This is a genomic window from Flavobacteriales bacterium (assembly GCA_021296215.1).
Classification (GTDB): domain Bacteria; phylum Bacteroidota; class Bacteroidia; order Flavobacteriales; family ECT2AJA-044; genus ECT2AJA-044.
The window spans coordinates 45,850-63,894 of the sequence record JAGWBA010000002.1; the positions used below are offsets into that span (position 1 = coordinate 45,850).

Below are 18,045 nucleotides of genomic sequence, written 5' to 3' on the forward strand. Positions count from 1 at the left end.
TAGACTATGAAGAATATTACTGTCATCGGCGCTGGAACCATGGGGAATGGTATTGCTCATGTTTTTGCACAAAGTGGATACGACGTACACTTGGTAGATGTGAACCAAGACGCACTTAACCGAGGGGTGGCGACCATTACCAAGAACTTGGACCGAATGATCGCAAAGGAAAAGATCAGCGAATCGGAAAAAGAAGCGACGTTGGCTCACCTGAATGCCGTAACCGATTTAGCCGGCGGATGCCAGAATGCAGACCTAGTCGTTGAAGCTGCCACAGAAAATGTGGACCTGAAGTTGAAGATCTTTAGTCAACTCGAAGAGCTGTGTGGACCCAATACAGTATTGGCCTCTAACACTTCTTCAATTTCAATCACTAAAATCGCCGCTGCTACCAAGCGGGCCGATAAAATCATTGGAATGCACTTCATGAACCCGGTACCCATCATGAAACTGGTTGAGGTCATTCGAGGATATGCCACAAGTGATGAAGTTACAGACCGTATCATGGAGCTTTCGCGGAACTTGGGAAAAGTGCCTGTGGAGGTAAATGACTACCCTGGTTTCGTGGCCAATCGCATTTTGATGCCAATGATCAACGAAGCTATCATTTCATTACATGAAGGCGTTGCCGGAGTTGAGGAGATCGATACGGTGATGAAACTCGGCATGGCACATCCGATGGGGCCACTTCAGCTCGCAGATTTCATTGGACTCGACGTATGCCTTTCTATCCTGAACGTGCTATACGAAGGCCTTGGAAACCCAAAGTACGCCACCTGTCCATTACTGGTGAATATGGTTACGGCCGGAAAAATGGGAGTGAAATCAGGCGAAGGTTTCTACGATTACAGCGAAGGGCCCAAAGCCGCCAAACTGAGCGCTCAGTTCGCTAAGTAAGAAAATCAGCTCCTTCTTCCGTGCTGCTTAGATCAGTATCCTCTTCTACGGGAGGATAACTGTAATTGTAAATGTGCAAGAAGGCCACGACGAGAAAAATGTTGAAGTAGCGCGTTACTATATTCCCGGCAGCGTAGCCGACAACGGCCGGAGTCCGAAAGAACAGCAGTCCCATTACCACTCCGGAAAATAAGGCCATCAAGAACACCGACAAGAACAATAGGAAAACGGTCCACCATTTATCGATGATCATGCGGTAGCTCGCTGTGATCGCATCGACGTATTTAAGGTCCAAGAAAAGCACGAAATACAACGACATTGACCAGCATACCGCCAAGAATAACCCGGGTAAGATAAAGAGCAACAGAGGGACAATAAGGAGAATTCCCACTAGAAATGCTGTACCAAACAAGGGAAGCCATTTTTTACCTGCTACGCGAAATAGCTCATCGGTTTTCACCTCCTGACCGCCCCAAAAGCGAAAGATGGCCCAAGAATTCACGGCAAAAAAGGCCAGACCTATCAGAGCCGCGAAAATATTGATCCAAGCATCGAGGCGATATTCCTGAGAAACTCGACTCATTGACTCTAGATCCATGGTCATAAGCACTTCCGAAATAGCCTGCGTATAGTCAGATGTGATCCATTGAACGAAGGACAAGGGTATATAGTAAAGGGCAAAGACCGCCAGCCAAAAGGCTTTGTGTTTGGCAATCACCTCGTTGGTGTCGGCCATGATGAGGCTAAAGGATATGCGAGAAATGCGTTGGTTCATTACGGTATTTGATTTCAGCCGAAAATAGCGAATACCTGTAAAATTGTCGTTAATTTCGGAGCTATGGATTTTAGCGTACTCCTGACCTCCGAAGGCCTCGTTGCCCTACTCACCCTCTCCTTCCTAGAGATTGTACTCGGAATCGACAACATCATATTCATTTCGATACTAACGAACAGGCTCCCAGAAGATCGAAGACCGAAGGCACGAGCAGGAGGTATTGGTTTGGCCTTGGTGGCGCGCATTGTCATGTTGCTGGGTATCACCTGGATCATCGGGTTCACTCAACCTCTGTTCGAGGTACTCGGTCATGAGTTCACCGGGCGCGATCTGATCTTGTTTTTTGGAGGACTCTTTTTACTCGGGAAATCGACCTATGAAATTCACCACAAAATTGAAGGCGAGGAACACGGGGAATCATCGGGCCGCGAGGCCCTGAAAAAGGGCTTCGTTGGCATATTGGTTCAAATTGCCTTGCTCGATATCGTGTTCTCATTCGATTCCATTTTGACCGCGGTCGGAATGACGAAACACGTTAGTGTTATGATCGTGGCTGTGATCATTTCTCTGGTGATCATGTTGATCTTTAGTGGGGCCATCGCGAACTTCATTGAGAAGCACCCGACCTTGCAAATGCTCGCCCTGTCTTTTTTGATCTTGATCGGATTTCTGCTGATCGCCGATAGTTTCCATTACCACGTGCCCAAGGGTTACGTTTATTTCGCTGTATTCTTTTCGCTGACGGTGGAAATTTTGAATATGCGCATGCAGCGAAATCGGAAAAAGAAAAACTAAATAGTATGAGTGAAAAATATACGGAAGGAATGTTGCGCGACGATGCGCTCGAGGGAAAACGAATCGTTTTAACTGGCGGAGGTACCGGCTTGGGGCGCAGTATGGCGACCTATTTTTCGAAACTCGGTGCCAAAGTGGCGATCACGAGTCGCAGAATCGAAGTGCTTCGGGAAACCGCCAAAGAAATGAGTGCAGAATCGGGTAACGAAGTGTTCCCAATTCAGTGCGACGTGCGTGATTACGAGCAGGTTGAAGCCATGCGTGACGCCGCCATTGAAGCCATGGGAGGCGTAGATGTATTGCTCAACAACGCCGCAGGTAATTTTATTTCACCTACCGAAAGACTTTCACATCGTGCCTTTGATGCGGTTATCGACATTGTCCTCAGAGGGACCAATTACTGCTCCTTGGCCTTTGGTAAACACTGGATCGAACAGAAGCAACAAGGTACTGTACTTAACATCGTTACATCCTACGCCTTTACCGGGTCCGGATACGTTGTACCATCGGCCACGGCAAAGGCAGGTGTGTTGGCCTTGACCCGCTCCTTGGCCGTTGAATGGGCGAAGTACGGAATTCGATTCAATGCGATCGCTCCGGGTCCATTCCCGACAAAAGGCGCATGGGATCGATTGCTTCCGGGAGACTTAAAAGAAAAGCTGGACCCTGCACAACGCATTCCCTTGGGTCGAGTTGGAGAACATCAGGAATTGGCCAACTTAGCAGCTTATCTTGTTTCTGATTTCTCAGCATATATGAACGGCGAGGTCGTGACCATCGACGGAGGCGAATGGCTCAAAGGAGCCGGACAGTTCAATCAAATGGACTTGGTTCCACAAGAAATGTGGGACTTGCTCGAGGCTATGCGTAAGAAGAGTTAAGGTATCGCTCGCGGTATATGGTGCGCACAATTCCGTCGGCCAATCCGATCTTGGGCACGTGAACCCGCTTTGCATCACAGGCTTCCATGACCGTTGCAAAAATCTTTGACGCCGGAACGATTACATCGGCCCGGTCTACGTTCAAGTCGAGTTTTAAAACTCGCTCTTCAAGCGTTAGTCCTTCAATGCTCTCAAGTGTTTCATTCAAGTACTTGAGGTTGATCGGCTTACCAATTAGCTGGCCGGACATTTTAAAGAGCTTGTTGATGTTTCCTCCGGAACCAATGATCTCAACACTCTTGTAACCTTCGGTCTTTTCCTCGACCCATTTACTCATTTGATCCCAATGCTTTGGTTTCACCCTTTCTGTGAGTATTCGAATGGTGCCTATGTTGAATGACTTCGATGTGACTTTATCTTGACCGCTGAACAAGGTCAATTCAGTACTACCCCCTCCCACATCGACGTACAGGTACGTACGTTTGGGGTCGAGCAGTTGCTCTATGTGGGTAGAATAAATAATATCCGCCTCTTCTTTTCCGCTGATGATGTTGATGTGAATGTCGCTTTCCTTCGCGAGCTTGGCAATGACCGAAGTCCCATTCTCGGCCTCGCGCATAGCCGAGGTCGCACAGGCTTTATAGTCGACCACATCGTTCACCAGCATTAGATGCTTGAACGCCTTCATGGCATGGATCAAGCGCTTCGAATTGCGATTTCCAATCTTTCCTTGTGTAAATACGTCTGCACCAAGTCGAATAGGCACGCGAATGAGTGAGCTTTTCTTGAAAACGGGCCCTTCCTGCGTGTCGATCACATTGCAGATCAATAACCTAATGGCGTTGGATCCGATATCAATTCCCGCTATTCTTTTGTAATTCAAACTCACGAATGATCTTCTTTATCTGCATAATACTTTTGTAGCATCACCTGCGAACGATTCCGCTCACTGGCTCCGGTACGGCGATACTTATTGTCGTAATCCTGGTCGTGCCAGCGCGACTTCACATTGTCCATCCAGCCGATCTCTAGGTTAGAAAGTATCTCCTGACGCGCCTCGTCGTCGTAAATCGGAACGGTAACTTCGACTCTGTTATCGAGGTTACGAGTCATCAGATCCGCCGACGAAATATACACCTTCGCGGCGGCTCCCGCGCCGAAAACGTACACCCGAGCGTGCTCCAAAAATTTATCGACGATGGAAATGGCTTCACTATTCTCCGAAAGCCCGGGAATTCCGGGAATCAAAGAGCATATACCGCGAATATTCAGCTTGATCTGAACCCCGGCTTTCGAGGCCTCGTACAGTTTATCGATCATCTCTTCGTCGACCAAACCGTTCATTTTGAAGTGTAGAAGGGCCTCTCGGCCCGATGTGAACTTCTCGATCTCTTCATCGATAAGGTCGTAGATCGCCTTTCGCGTATAATGTGGCGAAACGATCAAGTGATCGTATTCCGGAATATTAAAGTTGTTCCTGAAGAACTTAAAGACTTGGTTCACCTCCTTCGTGATGCGCTTGTCGGAGGTATATAGTGCGTAATCGCAATACAAGCGAGCGGTCTTCTCGTTAAAGTTTCCTGTCGATACGCACGTGTAGCGTGTTTTACTGCCATCGTCGTTCTTTCGATTGATCAACACGAGTTTGCTGTGGACCTTGAGTCCCGGAACACCGTAGATCACATTTACCCCCTCGTCCTGCAAGCGTTGCGTCCACTTAATATTGGCCTCTTCATCGAACCGCGCTTGCAGCTCGATCACGACCGTGACGTTTTTTCCGTTCTTTGCCGCATTTACCAAAGCATTCAAGAACTGAGAGTTCTTGGCGGCTCGGTACAAGGTAGCCTTAATACTGGATACCTGCGGATCAATGGCCGCCTCGCGCAGCATGCGGATGAGATACGAAAAGCTTTGATAGGGATAATGCAACAAAATGTCGCGTTCGTCCAAAATCCGTAAAAAACTCACCTCGCTGTCAAGCTCTGGCCGCTTTGCGGGCTGATGCGATTTGTACTCCAACTGTGGACCGCCAACGTTGGGAAAGTCCATGAAGTCCTTTTTGTTATGGTATCGACCTCCCGGGATCAAACTATCGCTTTCGGCATCCGCTTCCAGCCCATGCATCAGAAAGTCGAGCAGGTCTTGGGGCATCATTTTATCGTATACGAAGCGCACGGGCTCCGCCTTTTTCCGCGCTTTGACCGATCTGGATATCTTGTCGATGAACGATCGCGAAATGTCGTTATCAATGTCCAGTTCCGCATCCCGGGTAAGCTTAATAGTAAATGCCTCGAGCTCATCGAACTCAAACGTCGCGAATATCCGGTGAAGGAAATGGCGAATCACATCGTCTAAGTACATAATGTACTTATCGTTACCCCTATTGGGCAACACTACGAAGCGGGGGAATACCTCGGTCGGAATCTCGATTAGTGCGTAGTCCACGCGATTGCCATTATCTTTGACCAACTTTACGGCGTGATAGATCGATTTATCGCGCAACATCGGAAACTCATCAACGTAGTTGAGCATGATCGGAACCAGTGCCGGACTCAACCGCTCTTCAAAATAATCGTCGATGAACTCGATCTGACGTTCGTCAAGACCCTTTTCATCCACCATGTGAATTCCTTCCGATCGCAGATCGGTCCTTATTTGGGCCAGAATATCCTCGAACATATGTTGCTGCTCTATTACCACAGCACTGATCTCCGACAATAATGCCTTGGGAGATACGCCGGCGAGCAAATCGGCGGCTTGATTACCCAACACCGATAAACGGCGAATGGTCGCATAGCGAACGCGAAAGAATTCGTCGAGGTTGTTAGAAAATATCCCCAAAAATCTCATTCGCTCGATCAGGGGAACGGTGTCATCGGCTGCTTCCTGCAAAACACGCCCATTAAAGAGGAGCCAACTCTTTTCGCGGTCAATGTAATGTGGTTTTTCCATCAATCCTTTTTCTGCACCCGCTTCTTCGGATAATCGAAAAACATCAGGTCTGCGTTCTGATCAATTTGAGCCCATGAAGTTACATCGAATTTGAGACACGCGACCCCGGTCGTAGGCACATGATCTATGTGGTGCTCAATGCAGTGATTGACAAAATGCGTGATGGTCGGATTATGACCAAAGATCATGACCGAAGAATATTCATTATTTATCGAAGCCACGATCTGTCGAAGGTGCTTGGTATCGGCCCCGTAGATCGACTCCTTGATGATGATATCCGAAAAGGGAATATTCATACGTTGGGCAAAGATCAAGGCCGTATGCAATGCGCGCGTGGCCGGACTAGAGATCAAGACCTCCGGCATGTCGCCCTGTTCTGCCAACCACTCTGCGGTATTGTAGGCATCGCGAACCCCGCGCCCTTTGAGCGGACGATCCACATCGGCAACCTCGGCCATTTTCCAACTGCTCTTGGCGTGACGAACAACGAAAAGCTTCTTCATACTACAGTAGTTCATTGGCCAAATTGGCCAATTCAGAGCGCTCCCCTTTCTCTAAGGTGATGTGCGCGAATAACCTATCCCCTTTGAGTTTATCGATCAAGTACGACAACCCGTTCGACTGTGAGTCGAGGTACGGCGTATCAATCTGGTGAATGTCACCCGTAAAGATGATCTTGGTGTTCTCCCCTGCCCTGGAAATGATCGTCTTAACCTCATGTGGCGTTAAATTCTGCGATTCATCTACGATGAAGATCACGTTCGACAAGCTTCGCCCGCGGATATAGGCCAATGGAGTTACGATGATCTTTTCTTGATTCGCCATTTCGTCAATGCGCTTGTATTCTTTGTCCTGCTCATTGAACTGGTTCTTGATGAACTTTAAATTGTCCCAAAGCGGCTGCATGTACGGGTTAATCTTCGATTTGATGTCTCCCGGCAAATAGCCGATATCCTTGTTGCTCAACGGAACAATAGGCCTGGCCAAATAAACCTGCTTGAAATTCCTGCGCTGCTCCAAGCTTCCGGCAAGTGCTAAAAGCGTTTTTCCGGTACCGGCCACGCCTTGTAACGAAACCAGCTTGATCTCCGGATTCAGTATCGCATGCATCGCAAAGGTCTGCTCCGCGTTTCGCGGCTTAATGCCGTAGGTCATCTTCTTCTCTACACGCTCGATCGTGTGCTCAAACGGATTGTAATACGTCAGAGCAGAACTCTTGATGCTCTTGAGTATGTAGTAATGGTTGTTGACCAACTCAAAGTGCTTTTCGGCCTTGTCGGCATCTACGGTCGGCGACTTAAACAGCGTATCGATGAATCGCTGCGGCACACCATCTACGATGGCCTTGCCCGTGTGCAGATTTTCTACATCCTTGATCTTACCCGTTTCATAATCCTCAGCGTGCATGTTCAAGGCCTTCGCCTTCAGACGCAGGTTCACGTCCTTCGTCACCAAGATGACCTTCTTATCTTTCTCTTCGAGGGTCATGCTCAGCGCGGCATTCAGGATCTTGTGGTCCATTTTCTTACCCACGTACACCTCTTCCGCATTGATCTTGAGGTCGGGCTTGTTCATGATTACCTTGAACTGCCCGTGTTTAGGGCCATTGATTGGTGTCCACTCCTGCAAACTGTGGCTGCCCGACAGCTCGTCGATATAACGAATGAATTGACGTGCTTCGTAATTCTTCGTATCGTTGCCTCGCTTGAATTCGTCGAGCTCCTCCAACACCGTGATCGGAATGGCCACGTCGTGTTCTTCGAAATTAAGTATAGAACGGTGGTCGTGTATGATGACCGAAGTGTCTAGCACAAAGATCTTCTTCTGCTTCTTCGCCTTCGCCATTTGAGTGTCATTTTCAGCTATAATAGGTATCTTTCATTAAGAGCAAGTTACGGGCGTTCCATTATTATAAACATTTTATTAAAAATTTCTGCCTGCGGCAGGATGCGCAACTATGCTGATTCCATTTGGACCTGAACACTTCGCTTTCATCATCTCGTGGGTCGATTCCCCTGAGCTCATGTTTCAGTATTCGGGACCGGATTACCCCTACCCTCGGACGGAGGAAAGGTTGGCTGAGTATACCGAAACGGTTCACGATCGCGATCGATTCATGTACCGGCACGATGGTCAGGTGATTGGATATGGCGAGGTGCTGTACAACGGCGAGTTTCAACCTAGATTGGGACGGCTACTCATCGGGCCGAAGGCCCTTAGAAAAAAAGGACATGGAACTCGCATGATCCGGGAGCTCATTGATTATTGTAAGCGCCACGATCCCGGTCAACGTGTCTATTTGTACGTTTTTACCGACAACAAGAACGCTATTAGGAGTTATACAACGGTCGGATTCGTAAAATCACGGCCCGAGCCCAAGCACCTTCTGGAACTTCAGAAATCGGCCCGGCTTATGCATTTCGATTAGTCGTCCGACTCCAATTCAAACAAGGCCTCAACCGTACAGTCGAACACCTCGGCCATTTTCAGTGCCAAAACAGTACTCGGCACGTACTTGGCCGACTCAATGGCAATGATGGATTGCCGGCTCACACCTATTCGATCCGCCAATTCGGCCTGGGTCATTTTTAAGCGCGCCCGTTCAAGTCGTGCATTATTCTTCATGATCCGCCTTTTTTAACCTCCACTTGAAACGCACCACGAACAAGAGTAGCAAACTGAACATATTCACGGTCATCACCCAAAAGAACGGCATGCCGTAGACGAATACGATGGCCGCCAATAAGATTCCGTAGTTCCAATACAAGGCCCATACGAGCGACTCGAGCCGTAAGCACATGATGAACTCATCTTCGCTCCGCTCTTTCGAGAGCACCACGAATACCGTTCCGAGCAGAAGACCTATAGCTATTAGCTCATCTGCAATTACATTTTCAACTACGGTAAAGAACAATTGCTTTCCAAAGAGTTCGTCGGCCCAAATAGCGAATACCGGAAGCTCCGGTGCGTCGATCTCACCCTTGATCAAGCACACCAGACCGGCTACCATACTTGGGATCAATAGTACCCAACCTACTTTCTTAAAGCTGTTGGGGAATAAATAGTTAGATTTCATTCTTGATAAGTTTACTTTACCTAATGTAAAGTTTATTTTACTTTCAAGCAAACTGGATAAACAAAAAGTCATACTAAAAGAGATTTTTCCGGAAGCTCTTTATTTACCTTTGATACTACATAGCGCGAGTTCTACCCCGTTAAGGGTAGTAACAAAAAAAGCCACTCTACAATGGAGTGGTTTTTTCTTATTGGTATACGAGGGAATTACTTTTTCTCGTCGTCTACTTCTTCGAATTCGACATCGGTAACATCGTCAGCGGTAGATTCACCACCTGCATCTGCACCGGCACCTGCATTCGCTCCAGCGTCACCGCCGGCTTCTTGCTGTGCTTTGTACATCTCTTCAGAAGCATTCTTCCATGCCTCGTTGATCTTTTCCATAGCGGCGTCGATCGCAGCGAGGTCTTTTGATTCGTGTGCTTTCTTCAACTCCTCAAGAGCACCCTCGATAGGCGCTTTCTTGTCGTCTGATAGCTTTTCACCAAATTCCTTAAGCTGCTTTTCCGTTTGGAAGATCATGGCATCAGCGCCATTCACTTTCTCTGCGGTTTCCTTGGCTTGCTTATCGGCATCGGCATTCGCTTCTGCCTCCTTCTTCATGCGTTCGATCTCGTCGTCGCTAAGTCCGCTCGATGCCTCGATGCGGATGCTTTGCTCTTTACCGGTCGCTTTGTCTTTAGCCGATACGTTCAAGATACCGTTCGCATCGATATCGAAGGTTACTTCGATTTGAGGCACCCCGCGAGGCGCGGGTGGAATTCCATCGAGGTGGAATCGACCGATCGATTTGTTGTCTCCGGCCATCGTGCGCTCTCCTTGCAATACGTGGATCTCCACGCTTGGCTGATTGTCGCTTGCCGTAGAGAAGGTTTCTGACTTCTTGGTCGGAATCGTGGTATTCGATTCGATCAAGCGGGTCATTACACCCCCCATGGTTTCGATACCCAAAGAAAGTGGGGTTACGTCGATCAGAAGCACGTCTTGCACGTCTCCGGTCAACACACCACCTTGAATTCCGGCACCGATCGCCACCACTTCGTCGGGATTAACTCCTTTCGATGGCTTTTTACCGAAGAAGTTCTCAACTACTTCCTGAATAGCCGGGATACGGGTCGATCCACCCACCAAGATCACTTCGTCGATCTCAGAAGTAGACAATCCGGCATCTTTCAATGCGATCTTACAAGGTTCAAGGCTTCGTTGGATCAGCTTATCGGCTAACTGCTCAAACTTGCTTCGGCTCAAAGTACGTACCAAGTGTTTTGGTCCGCTAGCTGTGGCCGTTACGTATGGCAAGTTGATCTCCGTTTGTGACGAGCTCGACAATTCGATCTTCGCTTTTTCGGCAGCATCTTTTAAACGCTGCAACGCCATTTTGTCGTCGCGAAGATTCATGCTCTCCTCAGCTTTGAACTCTTCGGCCAACCAGTCAATGATCACTTGGTCGAAGTCATCTCCACCCAAGTGGGTATCTCCATTGGTCGACTTCACCTCGTATACTCCGTCTCCGAGCTCGAGGATCGAGATATCGAACGTACCACCACCGAGGTCGAATACGCCGATCTTCATATCCTGATCCCTGCGGTCCAGGCCGTATGCCAATGCTGCTGCGGTTGGTTCGTTGATTATGCGTCGTACTTTAAGTCCGGCGATCTCACCGGCTTCTTTAGTAGCCTGACGCTGTGAGTCGTTGAAGTAGGCCGGTACGGTGATGACCGCTTCTGTTACTTCATTTCCAAGATAGTCCTCAGCGGTTTTCTTCATTTTTTGAAGCACCATGGCCGAGATCTCTTGCGGCGTGTATTTGCGGTCGTCGATCGCAACACGCACAGTATCGTTATCTCCCTGAACGACGTGGTAAGCTACACGCTTTGCCTCTTCCGAGACATTACTGTACTGCTCTCCCATGAATCGCTTGATGGAATAGATCGTTTTCTCCGGATTGGTGATGGCTTGCCGCTTAGCCGGATCACCGACCTTTCGCTCTCCACCTTCCACGAAAGCAACGATAGATGGCGTTGTACGCTTTCCTTCGCTGTTCTGGATCACCACCGGCTCGTTTCCTTCCATGACCGACACACAGGAGTTGGTCGTTCCGAGGTCAATTCCGATGATCTTACTCATTATGTTGAAATTTAGATTATACCTTTATTGCTGTCGATCATTGGTCAATGACCATGCCATCCGGGTACAAACAAAAAAATGTCAGTTTCGCTAGCCTGAATGAAAGCGAAACTGACATTTTTGCTGACAGTACGTCAGAATTTCGTCAATCTCCCGTACAGAAGACGGTATCGATCTGGTTCGTTCCCAATACCTCGTACGACGTAAACCTAAGTTCACAGGTATGCTGACCAAGACTCAACGAGTCATTGGTATAGTTGCGGTCGTTGTTCGGATTATTGAGGTCGCGAAGGATCTTTTCGGAATAGCGACTCTCGGTGTGAAGCGAGGTGAAGATCCCAATTCCGTTACTCAAATTGGTGTACGGCGGACGTTCTTGCACGATGCCACCGCTCGGCTCATATACCTGACGGTACAACCCGAACTCCTCCGTGCCGGCACTCACATAAAAGGTAATGCCTCGCAAGTAACGATTCACATTCTCGTTGACCGGAATCACGGCTTTCATGGCCGTAAAGAAGTTCGGATACTGAATGTCGAAACTCATATCCTCGCCACCATTGGTGTTCCGGCTTTCCATGTCGCTCTTGATGCGCCAAACAGCCTTCTTCATAACGGAGTCGGCCAAATTCTGACGATCGGTCTCCAGATAATGCAACTCGGCCCACAGTTCATATATCTTTCCGTTGCGCGCGCTGTTCCACTCTACAGTGAAATCGCCGGGTCCGGCTAAATTGATCCGTTGCAAGGTCGTTGGCCGAACGATGCGGAATTCACGAACCAATCCGGTAGACGCCTCGGTAGGCGGTTCGGTTTCGCTGGTTACAACGCTCAAACGGTAATCGTGGTCGTCGTTCAAGACCATGTTGGCTCTGTAAACCACTTGATCCGGACTAGCAAAGATGCCATCTGGCTTGTTGCTTTCTACGTTGTATTCGAATTCATACTGCGTACCATCATCCAAATCGGTGAGGTATACTTCTATGGTATCGCCGTAATACAGTGAGTCAAATTGCTGTGCCATGTCCAGCGCATTCGCTTCACCCAAGAATGTACGACCGATTTTAAGCTCGTGTGCCGTATCGGCATAGTCGAGCAAACCGTACACGACCGTCTGCTCCTCATATGGAGCATTGATGTCGATGTCCGTCGTACAAGCGGTGAATAGTGCTCCGATGGCAACAAAGGAGAGGAGCTTTCTTTTCATAAGAGGCGAAGATAACTAATTTCGTACTTTTGATGTTCGCCGCCGAACCCGCATAAAATCTTCTTGAATGCATAGGCACATTTGGACCTTCGCAATCGCGATACTCCTGGTCAATCCACTCGTTGGACAACAAAGAATTTACGGCTCATTCGACGTCCCCGCCTTTGTCGAGGATTTCAACGAGACCAAAGGCTCTTTTCCGACCATCACCACCGTTGAAAATTACTACACCGTAGACGATTCCACGTATTTCATGAATCGTAATCACCCGACTCAGCCCTTCGCTGTGATGGCCAACTACCCCAATGAATTGCGCTCGTTTCACCTTTCGAGCAGCTTGAAGTTGGGACCATCGGAAACGAAGGAGCAAATGGTCGGACTCATATTCATGTCGCAGCGCGATAGTAATTCGGCATATGTATTTGAATTCAACCGGAATAAGCGCTACCGAATACGACGCATCCGCAACGGAAAGGTGACCATGATGGGTGAATCGGTCGACGGATGGGTAAAGTCCAATGCCCTACTTGGGGTCGATGAATACAACAAGTTGGAAGTGAAAACGGCGAACGGCGATTACGATTTTTACATTAACGGGAGCTTCGTTACCTCTTTTTACGACAACACCTTTGAGTTCGGAAACATGGGTTTTTTCCTTGGACCGGCCACAAAGGCCCGGGCCGAGTATTTTTACGTCTACACCACTGAGCCCAGCATTGCCGAAGTAGAGAAAACCGAGAACGAACTGCGGATTGAACAGCTCGAAAAAGAAAACGAGCGACTCAAAGCCGAATTGGCGCAAAGCCTGGACGCCAAGATCGTTGAGCTTCAGGGGGTAATACAAGTCTTGGAGACCCAGCTGGTCACTACAAACCGCGACAATGAAGTCTTGCGTGAAGAAATAGAACAATACGAAGAGATTCGATACTTGGTCGGAAACATCGATAAAGACCTGTTGCTGACCCTAAGCCGCAACTTGCGGGACGAAATGCGCAAGAATCAAGCGCTGACCAATGAGAACGTGCAGCTGAAAGACAGTATAGACATCCTGTTGGACGAACATGAAAAATTCAAGTTAAACGTACTGGATAAGATCGTTGACGGAACGTACAAAGTAAACGCGGAGGAGCCCATCGTGCCGCAAGGCACCGAAAAGAAAAACGCGAACGAATCGGCGACTCCGACCAAGGAGACCGAATTACCGACGCGCAAAGCCAAAAAAAGAAACTGACATGAGTGTACACAGAATCGAAGCCAAGAAGGTTACGACGCAGACGCTTCAGGAAATGAAACGGGCCGGAGAAAAGATCTCCATGCTTACCGCATACGACTTTACACTCGCCAAGATCATCGATATGGCGGGAATCGACGTGATCCTCGTTGGCGATTCGGCTTCGAATGTGATGGCCGGACACGAGACTACCCTGCCCATTACGCTGGACCAAATGATCTACCATGCGGCATCTGTGATCAGAGCGGTTGACCGTGCGCTCGTTGTGGTCGACTTGCCGTTTGGAAGCTATCAGGGAAACAGTAAGGAGGCGCTGAGCTCATCGATCCGCATCATGAAGGAGAGTGGCGCCCACGCCGTTAAAATGGAGGGTGGAGCCGAGATCGCCGAGAGTATTGAGCGGATTCTGACGGCCGGAATTCCGGTGATGGGACACCTCGGATTAACACCTCAATCCATTTACAAATTCGGCACCTATACGGTACGGGCAAAAGAAGAGGCAGAAGCTCAGAAACTCATTGAGGATGCTAAAACGCTCGAGGAGACCGGATGCTTTGCCATTGTGCTCGAGAAGGTTCCGGCCGCGTTGGCCCAAAAGGTCGCTGAAGAGATCAGTATTCCCGTTATCGGTATCGGTGCCGGTGGTGGTGTGGACGGACAAGTATTGGTTTTGCACGACATGCTCGGTATGACACACGAGTTTAATCCGCGATTCTTGCGACGATATCTCGATCTGAACGAGCTCATAACCGGTGCCGTTCAGACCTACGTCGACGACGTTAAGAGCACTGACTTCCCCAACGAAAACGAAAGCTATTGAGCGCCGAGTTGGAAGTTCTTTACGAGGACAATCATTTGATCGCCGTGAACAAACGTGCGGGCGATCTTGTGCAGGGCGATGAAACCGGCGATGAGCCGTTGCCCGAGCGGATCAAAGCCTACCTGAAGGTCAAGTACGACAAACCCGGAAATGTATTTCTCGGTGTAGTGCATCGCCTCGACAGACCCACTTCGGGAATCGTGGTCTTTGCCAGAACCAGCAAGGCTTTAGGCCGTATGAACGATTTGTTTCGTCATCGCGATACGCTCAAGGTGTATTGGGCACTGTGCGAGCGGGCACCAGCCGAACCCTTTGGGAAACTGACCGATTTCCTGGCCAAGAATGCCAAGCAAAACAAGAGCTACGTGGTGGAGGCGAATCATCCCAAGGGAAAAAAAGCAGAACTCAGCTACCGGCTACTTGGGTCATTGGAACGGTATCACCTCATTGAAATAGAGCTGCACACTGGGCGTCACCATCAAATTCGGGCTCAGTTGGCCGCCATTGGCTGCATCATAAGGGGCGACTTGAAATACGGTGCAAAACGATCGAATCCGGATGGGAGCATCTCGCTTCATGCCAGAAAGCTCGAGTTCGTGCATCCTGTGCAGAAAGAGCCCATTAGCATCACAGTGCTCTGTCCGAGTGAAAAGATCTGGCAGGAAGCCCAAAGTTTGGCGCTATGAACATGGATTTCATCGCCGTAGTACTTGTGCTGTTCAACGTGCTCATCAGCATGAAGGGGTTCAACGATCGCATATTCTTCGAGAAGTACTTATTTCAAACGGGGAGCATCATCAACGGCAAAGAGTACATTCGAATGATTTCGAGCGGATTCCTCCACGCCGGTTGGGGGCATCTGGCATTTAACATGATTGCGCTTTGGTCGTTCGGCGGACTGGTCGAAGACTTTATAGGAACCATTCCGTTCGTGATACTCTACTTCATATCACTTGTAGTCGGCAACCTAACGTCGTTGTACTTGCATCGCGAGGAGCTTTTTTATCGCGCCGTAGGCGCATCAGGAGCCGTTAGCGGCGTCGTATTCGCCAGTATATTGCTGTATCCGCAAGGCAGTGTGATTATCTTTTTGATCCCCTTCCCTATTCCGTCGTGGCTATTTGGGATCATCTACTTAATAATCTCGATCTACGGAATGCGGGAGCAGCGCGACAATATCGGTCATGAAGCGCATTTTGGCGGAGCCATTGCCGGCCTCATCATGACGCTTTGGTTCCGCCCTTCAAGCGGAGCTGAATTCATTCAATATTTCATCGGTTGATCAGCGTCGAATAACGCGCTCAACGGAGATTTGCCCCTGTTGATCCTCAATGTACAAGAGGTAGAGTCCGCCCGTAAACGGCAACTCCACGTAATCGCTCCAATGCAGCTGACGTTTCTCCCAAACCAAGCGCCCATCGGCGGTATAGAGTGAAACACGCCGGAAATCACGACGATCTCCCTTCAGGTAAAGCCTTCCGTCACTATTCGGATTTGGATAAACCGTATAGCCTGCGGCTCGATGTAGCCCTTCGCCGGTACTTACGTCCGGCCCCCTAAACGCTTGTGCTACGAGGCTCGGAGATTTATCCGCAGCGTTGTACATGTTCTGAAACGTATCGATGGCAGCGGAACTGTAGGTGAACATATCGGCCGGATACCTCGGAGGAACCGGCTGATACCACACGTGCACACTCACATTCAATTCGCCCGTGTAACCGTTGATGGAAATGTGGTATTCGATCACATCGGCACCCGAACCCTCTACTCCATTCTCCCAATTGAAGTTCGGGTCGTTAAAGGCATCACCGGATATCTTGGTGGTGTCGTATGCCGCGTGTAACGTTGAGAAGCCCGCGGGCGGAATCCTATTGTCCTTCAAGGCGGTCTTGGCACGTTCGAGTACCGTGGTAACATCGTCGTTCACATCACCCATGACCTGCTCGTATATCTGCACTTGATCGGGCGAATTAATGATGCGATGGTGAGGCTCATACTCAGGATCAATACCAACCAATTCGTAAGTGGCATCCAAGGTTCCAGAATGAAAAAGTGTATCGAGTTGCTCGTTCTGGAGCAAGAACTCAACGAACGCACGGCGCGATGGATACCCACTCGGGAATTTATGACCGGCCAAATTCTGCAGTTTCAATTCGTAAAAGACCGTATCGGCAGTTCTATCGGCCTCTTCTAGCTCAATCTCCAAAGAATGCTCACGTAACATGCGCTCCGTACGTGCAATGGTACTATCGAATTGTTCGGGCGTGGCAGTTAAACCAAGACTACTGATATTATCTTTTAACAACCTTAACATGAACGCATTACCCCCTACAAGATGGTGAAGTCCAAAAGGCCTTCGAGGCGATAGGAAAATGTAATTCGCAGCGATCACCACATTCTGATCGATCCGTGGAATATGGCAAGTTTGGCACTCAACCTCATTGACATTGTACGAAGAGTTCAACCATTCGTGGTAAGTCGCTTGCTCCACGAATTGGTTTCCTGTGTAATTACCCGAAAGGTCTACCGTACTCGTGATCAAGGTATGACAGCTGGCACATACTTCAGAGTCGTTGATGTGCTCGCTCCAAACCACGTTAAACCCGATGAAGGAGCTCATAGGATCAGCAAAAGGATTCTTATAGGGGCCATACACCGTTTTGTCCGTGGTAAAGTCTATTTGACCGCTGAAATCGAGCCCGAGGGAATCTGGCGGAAGAACCTGGTGACAAGTGCCGCAATTTACTCCGTCGAGCCCCAGAGTATCGGTTATCAAATCGCTTATGCCATAATGTGGCTGGTTATTGAATGTGGCCGTATATCGGCCCATGGGCGCGTGACACGAGGTACACACCGATTCGAGCCCTTGCGCATGAGCCGGATTTACCAATCCTTCATGACTTACTTTGGCTCTCCATAAAGGATTCTTGGCCGAATTGGCCATCATGGTAGAGCGCCAGTCGTCGGCAATGTTGATGTCGTTTCCGAGTGTGTCGACCAAGGCAAATCCAGTTGGGTCGTGCCCATGGCATCCTGCACAAACACCGCTAGTGGCAAAGTAGTTGTTGGTATCAATGGGTAAATCGGTCGTTTGCGCCATATATAGAGCAAGCTCCTGCGGCGTGTGGAAAGACTTCCGTTTTTCCGGCTCCACGCTTCGAGCCACGAAGAGGGTCAGAACAATGAGTCCCAAACCCATGAATATTTTCAATCGACTTCCGATCATCTTCTTTCTGGTCGGTGCAAATTTCCGACTAATGCGCAAAAAAGGCTAATTTTACGCTT

General features: G+C 49.0%; 18 protein-coding genes. 8 read left to right on the forward strand and 10 right to left on the reverse strand.

All coding sequences use genetic code 11. The features are described from left to right. Window positions 1-6 precede the first annotated feature (6 nt). Window positions 7-897: a 3-hydroxybutyryl-CoA dehydrogenase gene (locus J4F31_00625; GenBank protein MCE2495085.1), complete on the forward strand. Its 891-nt coding sequence runs from the start codon at window positions 7-9 to the stop codon at window positions 895-897. Here the strand turns inward: J4F31_00625 and J4F31_00630 are convergent. Then, entirely contained in the window at window positions 890-1,672 is a 783-nt protein-coding gene (locus tag J4F31_00630; protein ID MCE2495086.1) for a hypothetical protein, read from the reverse strand. The two genes, J4F31_00625 and J4F31_00630, sit on opposite strands and share 8 nt — an antisense overlap. Window positions 1,673-1,735: 63 nt before the next feature. On the opposite strand from J4F31_00630, the gene J4F31_00635 reads away from it, so the two are divergent. Then, the gene (locus J4F31_00635; GenBank protein ID MCE2495087.1) at window positions 1,736-2,467 is read left to right on the forward strand and encodes a TerC family protein; all 732 of its coding nucleotides are present in this window, start codon (window positions 1,736-1,738) and stop codon (window positions 2,465-2,467) included. A gap of 29 nt (window positions 2,468-2,496) precedes the next feature. Continuing rightward, window positions 2,497-3,348: an SDR family oxidoreductase gene (locus J4F31_00640; protein ID MCE2495088.1), complete on the forward strand. Its 852-nt coding sequence runs from the start codon at window positions 2,497-2,499 to the stop codon at window positions 3,346-3,348. On the opposite strand, the gene J4F31_00645 is transcribed toward J4F31_00640, so the two are convergent. Genes J4F31_00645 through J4F31_00660 form a run of 4 tightly spaced genes read right to left on the reverse strand, consistent with a single transcriptional unit; the run spans window position 3,329 to window position 8,145 of the window. Next, entirely contained in the window at window positions 3,329-4,231 is a 903-nt protein-coding gene (locus J4F31_00645) for an exopolyphosphatase (protein ID MCE2495089.1), read from the reverse strand. The two genes, J4F31_00640 and J4F31_00645, sit on opposite strands and share 20 nt — an antisense overlap. 2 nt (window positions 4,232-4,233) lie before the next feature. Next, the gene (gene ppk1 / locus J4F31_00650) at window positions 4,234-6,300 is read right to left on the reverse strand and encodes a polyphosphate kinase 1 (GenBank protein MCE2495090.1); all 2,067 of its coding nucleotides are present in this window, start codon (window positions 6,298-6,300) and stop codon (window positions 4,234-4,236) included. Further along, on the reverse strand, window positions 6,300-6,803 hold the full coding sequence (locus tag J4F31_00655) for a histidine phosphatase family protein (GenBank protein MCE2495091.1): 504 nt from the start codon (window positions 6,801-6,803) through the stop codon (window positions 6,300-6,302). The genes ppk1 and J4F31_00655 overlap by 1 nt, the downstream gene beginning before the upstream one ends. A gap of 1 nt (window position 6,804) precedes the next feature. Next, the gene (locus J4F31_00660; protein ID MCE2495092.1) at window positions 6,805-8,145 is read right to left on the reverse strand and encodes a PhoH family protein; all 1,341 of its coding nucleotides are present in this window, start codon (window positions 8,143-8,145) and stop codon (window positions 6,805-6,807) included. 112 nt (window positions 8,146-8,257) lie between these two features. Here J4F31_00660 and J4F31_00665 point away from each other — a divergent pair, with 112 nt between their 5' ends. Further along, entirely contained in the window at window positions 8,258-8,728 is a 471-nt protein-coding gene (locus J4F31_00665) for a GNAT family N-acetyltransferase (protein ID MCE2495093.1), read from the forward strand. Here J4F31_00665 and J4F31_00670 read toward each other — a convergent pair. The 4 genes from J4F31_00670 to J4F31_00685 form a co-directional block, all read right to left on the reverse strand. Continuing rightward, window positions 8,725-8,925, reverse strand: a complete 201-nt coding sequence (locus J4F31_00670) for a helix-turn-helix transcriptional regulator (GenBank protein MCE2495094.1) — start codon at window positions 8,923-8,925, stop codon at window positions 8,725-8,727. The genes J4F31_00665 and J4F31_00670 overlap by 4 nt on opposite strands. Next, complete coding sequence (locus J4F31_00675; protein ID MCE2495095.1) at window positions 8,915-9,376, reverse strand: hypothetical protein; 462 nt, start codon at window positions 9,374-9,376, stop codon at window positions 8,915-8,917. Before J4F31_00675 ends, J4F31_00670 begins: the two co-directional genes overlap by 11 nt. 206 nt (window positions 9,377-9,582) lie before the next feature. Beyond that, window positions 9,583-11,502 (reverse strand): molecular chaperone DnaK, encoded by a 1,920-nt coding sequence (dnaK, locus tag J4F31_00680; protein MCE2495096.1) that lies wholly within the window; start codon window positions 11,500-11,502, stop codon window positions 9,583-9,585. A gap of 145 nt (window positions 11,503-11,647) precedes the next feature. Next, on the reverse strand, window positions 11,648-12,709 hold the full coding sequence (locus J4F31_00685; GenBank protein MCE2495097.1) for a DUF4249 family protein: 1,062 nt from the start codon (window positions 12,707-12,709) through the stop codon (window positions 11,648-11,650). Window positions 12,710-12,776: 67 nt separating this feature from the next. Here J4F31_00685 and J4F31_00690 point away from each other — a divergent pair, with 67 nt between their 5' ends. The 4 genes from J4F31_00690 to J4F31_00705 are packed head-to-tail and all read left to right on the forward strand — an operon-like array spanning window position 12,777 to window position 16,042. After that, window positions 12,777-13,940: a hypothetical protein gene (locus J4F31_00690; protein ID MCE2495098.1), complete on the forward strand. Its 1,164-nt coding sequence runs from the start codon at window positions 12,777-12,779 to the stop codon at window positions 13,938-13,940. Window position 13,941: 1 nt separating this feature from the next. After that, window positions 13,942-14,760 carry a 3-methyl-2-oxobutanoate hydroxymethyltransferase gene (panB, locus tag J4F31_00695; protein ID MCE2495099.1) on the forward strand — a complete coding sequence of 273 codons (819 nt, stop codon included), beginning with the start codon at window positions 13,942-13,944 and terminating at the stop codon, window positions 14,758-14,760. Further along, window positions 14,757-15,446, forward strand: a complete 690-nt coding sequence (locus tag J4F31_00700; GenBank protein ID MCE2495100.1) for an RluA family pseudouridine synthase — start codon at window positions 14,757-14,759, stop codon at window positions 15,444-15,446. Before panB ends, J4F31_00700 begins: the two co-directional genes overlap by 4 nt. Next, the gene (locus J4F31_00705; GenBank protein ID MCE2495101.1) at window positions 15,443-16,042 is read left to right on the forward strand and encodes a rhomboid family intramembrane serine protease; all 600 of its coding nucleotides are present in this window, start codon (window positions 15,443-15,445) and stop codon (window positions 16,040-16,042) included. Before J4F31_00700 ends, J4F31_00705 begins: the two co-directional genes overlap by 4 nt. On the opposite strand, the gene J4F31_00710 is transcribed toward J4F31_00705, so the two are convergent. Next, a complete protein-coding gene (locus J4F31_00710) occupies window positions 16,043-18,025 on the reverse strand; it encodes a T9SS type A sorting domain-containing protein (GenBank protein ID MCE2495102.1) in 1,983 nt (660 codons plus the stop codon). Between the last annotated feature and the right edge of the window lie 20 nt (window positions 18,026-18,045).